The sequence below is a fragment of the Microbispora siamensis genome (genome assembly GCF_016863095.1).
GTDB classification, from domain to species: Bacteria; Actinomycetota; Actinomycetes; order Streptosporangiales; family Streptosporangiaceae; genus Microbispora; species Microbispora siamensis.
The window spans coordinates 1-4,006 of record NZ_BOOF01000102.1 but is presented as its reverse complement, the minus strand read 5'-3'; the positions used below and the strand labels follow the sequence as shown (position 1 = coordinate 4,006).

At 73.9% G+C, this 4,006-nt stretch carries 2 protein-coding genes; both read right to left on the bottom strand.

Features of this window, described 5'->3' with window-relative positions; translation table 11 throughout:
* Positions 1 to 132: polyketide synthase docking domain-containing protein (locus Msi02_RS44730; protein WP_204053388.1), on the bottom strand; the 132-nt coding region annotated here is incomplete at its 3' end.
* Positions 133 to 138: 6 nt separating this feature from the next.
* A partial coding sequence (locus tag Msi02_RS42595; protein WP_239109430.1) for a type I polyketide synthase occupies positions 139 to 4,006 on the bottom strand: 3,868 nt, incomplete at its 5' end.

Below are 4,006 nucleotides of genomic sequence, written 5' to 3'. Positions count from 1 at the left end.
GCGGCAGCCCATCCCCACGATCGCGATCGGCTCGCGCGACTTCGCCTCGATCTGCCGTAGCCGCCGCTCCGCCTGCTTGGTCTCCGCGATCGAACGCTTGAGGTATTCGCGCAGCTTTTCGTCGTTCGCCATCAGGAATCAGCCCCTGTCCAGGAGGTCGAAGAGTTCGTCGTCGGTGGCGGAGTCGAGGTCGAGTTCGGCGTCCGGGTCGTCGTCCGCGCCGGCCGGAGTGTCGAAGCGCGCCAGCAGTGCGCGGAGCCGGGAGACGACCTCGCTGCGCTCGTCCGGTTCGGCGAGCAGGCTCGCTTCCAGCCGCCGCAGCGCGGTCAGCGGATCGTCCGCCGGCGTGTCCTCGCCGTCCGTCTCGGCGTCGCCCAAAGCCGTCAGGATGTGCTCGGCCACCGCGGTGGGCGAGGGGTAGTCGAAGATCAACGTGGTCGGCAGGGGCAGCCCGGTCGCCGCCCGGAGCCGGTTGCGCAGGTCGACGGCGGTCAGCGAGTCGAGACCCAGCTCCTTGAACGCCCTGGCCGGCGCGACCGCCTCGCCGTCGGAGTGCCGCAGCACCGCGGCGACCTCCGTACGGACGAGATCGAGCACGGCCTCGCGGCGCTGCGCCGGGTCGAGTCCGGCGAACCGCCGCGCGGGCGCCGGCGCGGGCGCACCGATCCACCTCGGCGCACCAGGGGCGGCGTCCTCCACCGAGCCGCCCACCCCGGACGCACGGGAGGCGTCGAGCCAGTAGCGGGTGCGCTGGAAGGCGTAGGTGGGCAGGTCGGCGCGGCGCGGTTCCGACCCGGCGAGGGCGACGCTCCAGTCGACCGGAACGCCCCGCACGAACGCTTCGGCGAGCGAGATGAGGAACCGCTCCGGCCCGCCCTGGTCGCGCCGGAGCGTGCCGGTGACCAGCGCCGGTGCGACGTCCGCGGCGTCGAGGGTGTCCTCGATGCTCGACGTGAGCACCGGGTGCGGGCTGATCTCGATGAACGCGCTGTGGCCGTCGGCCGCCAGCACCCGGGTGGCGGCCTCGAACCGCACCGGCCGGCGCAGGTTGGCGTACCAGTACTCCGCGTCGAGCTCCTCGGGGCCGACCCAGTCGCCGGTGACGGTCGACAGCATCGGCACGGTCAGCTCCCGGGGAGCGACGGGGGACAGCGCCTTGACGATCTCTTCCTCGATCAACTCCACCTGGGCGGAGTGCGACGCGTAGTCGACCGGGATCCGCCGGTTGCGCACCCCTTCGGCGTCGAGCGCGGCCAGCAGCTCCGTCAGGGCGCCCACCTCGCCCGACACGACCACGCTGTCCGGCCCGTTGACCACCCCGACCGACAGCCGCTCGTCCCAGGCCGCGATCCGGGCCTCGGCCTCCTCCAGGGGCAGGGCGACCGACGCCATCCCGCCGTCGCCCGACAGGGTACGGATGGCCTGACTGCGCAGGGCCACCACGCGGGCGGCGTCGCGGAGCGACAGGCCCCCCGCCACCACCGCCGCGGCGATCTCCCCCTGCGAGTGGCCGACCACGGCGTCGGGACGCACGCCGTACGACTGCCACAGCTCGGCGAGCGAGACCATGACGGCCCACAGCACCGGCTGGACCACGTCGACCCGGTCGAGCCCCGGCGCGCCGGGGACGCCGCGCACGACGTCGAGCAGCGACCAGTCCACGAACTCGGCCAGCGCGCGCCCGCACTCGGCGAGCCGCTCCGCGAACACCGGCGCCGTCTCCAGCAGCCCGGCTGCCATGCCGGGCCACTGCCCGCCCTGCCCGGGGAAGACGAACACCACCTTGCCGGTCACGTCGGCAGTGCCGCGTACGACGTGGTCGGGCAGGGCGCCGTCGCGGGTGAGCGCGGCCAGCCCGGCGGACAGATCGGCGGACAGATCGGCGGACAGATCGGCGCTGCTCGGCGCGACCACCACGGCGCGCTCGGCGAACAGCGCCCTGGCCGAGACGAGAGAGTGCGCCACGTCGACGGGGTCGAGGTCCGCACGGCCGTCCAGGTACGTCGCGAGGCCGACGGCCTGGCCGCGCAGTGCCTCGGGCAGGTGCCCGGACAGCACCCACGGCACGGCGGGCGGCGGCGCAGGTGCCGTCCTGTCCGGCTCCTCGGCGGCCGGGGGCTGCTCCAGGATCACGTGCGCGTTCGTGCCGCTGACCCCGAACGACGAGACCGCCGCCCGCCGCGGACGGCCGGTCTCCGGCCAGGGGCGAGCCTCGTCGAGCAGGCGTACGGCGCCGCTCGACCAGTCCACATGTGGGCTCGGCTCGTCGATGTGCAGCGTCTTAGGCAGCACGCCGCCGCGCATCGCCATGACCATCTTGATCACGCCGGCGCCGCCCGCGGCGGCCTGGGTGTGCGCGATGTTCGATTTCAGCGAGCCGAGCCACAGCGGCCGGTCGGCGGGCCGGTCCTGGCCGTACGTCGCCAGCAGCGCCTGAGCCTCGATGGGGTCGCCGAGCGTCGTGCCCGTGCCGTGCGCCTCGACCGCGTCCACATCGGACGCGGCCAGCCCGGCGTTGGCGAGCGCCTGCCGGATGACCCGCTGCTGGGACGGCCCGCTCGGGGCGGTGAGGCCGTTGGACGCCCCGTCCTGGTTGACGGCCGAGCCGCGGACGACCGCGAGCACCGGGTGTCCGTTCCTGCGCGCGTCCGACAGCCGTTCGAGGAGCAGCAGGCTTACGCCTTCTCCCCAGCCCGTGCCGTCCGCGGATGAGGAGAACGCCTTGCACCGCCCGTCCGCAGACAGGGCCCGCTGCCGCGAGTACTCGACGAACGTGGCGGGCGACGACATCACCGCGACGCCGCCCGCGAGCGCGAGGTCCGACTCGCCCGTACGCAGCGACTGGGCGGCCAGGTGCAGGGCGACCAGCGAGGACGAGCAGGCCGTGTCCACCGTCACCGCGGGGCCCTCGAAGCCGAAGGTGTACGCCACGCGTCCCGAGGCGATGCTGCCCGCGCTGCCGTTGATGAGATATCCCTCCAGGTCGCCGGGGACCTCCTGCAGCCGGGGCGCGTAGTCGTGGTACATGACACCCGCGAAGACCCCGGTGCGGCTGCCCTTGAGCCGCTGCGGGTCGATCCCGGCCCGTTCGAACGCCTCCCACGCCACTTCGAGCAGCAGCCGCTGCTGCGGGTCCATCGCGAGTGCCTCCCGGGGCGAGATGCCGAAGAAGGCGGCGTCGAAGTCGGCGACGTCCCGCAGGAACCCGCCGTGCCGGGTGTATGAGGTGCCGGGATGGTCGGGATCGGGGTCGTAGAGCCCTTCGAGGTCCCAGCCGCGGTCGGCGGGGAACTCCGACACCGCGTCGCCGCCGCTCTCCACGAGTCGCCAGAGCGCCTCGGGCGACTCGACGCCGCCGGGAAGCCGGCAGGCCATGCCGACGATGACGACCGGGTCGTCGGCCAGAGCCCCGATCGCCGCCGTTTCGGCCCGTACGGGTGCCTTCTCCGTACGGGCGCCTCCGAGCAGGCCGTCCAGCAGATCGGCGATGGCGTGGGGGGTGGGGTGGTCGAAGGTGAGGGTGGCGGGGAGTCGGAGGGTGGTTGTGGTGGTGAGGCGGTTGCGGAGTTCGACGGCGGTGAGGGAGTCGAGGCCGAGTTCGATGAGGGGTCGGTCGGCGGGGATGGCGGTGGCGTTGGGGTGGCTGAGGACGCTGGCCACTTCGGTGCGGACCAGGTCGAGCAGGGCCGCGCCGCGCTGCTCGGGAGTGAGCCCGGCGAGCCGGGCGGCCAGTGAGGAGTCCTGACCGGTTGCCTGGGCGGCCCGGGCGGCTCGGGTGGCCGGTCGGCGGGGGGAGATCAGGCGGCGCAGCAGAGGTGGGGGCGTCTCGGTCGCCGTGTTCAACTGCGCAGGCACGAGCACGGGCGGCTGGCCGGCCGGGTTGAAGACGACCGCGTCGAACAGGGCCAGGGCGTGTGCGGTGGCGAGCGGATGCAGGCCGAGCCTGGCCAGCCGCTTCCGGTCGATCTGGCTGAGGTTGGTGGTGAGGGTGCTGGTGTGGGCCCAC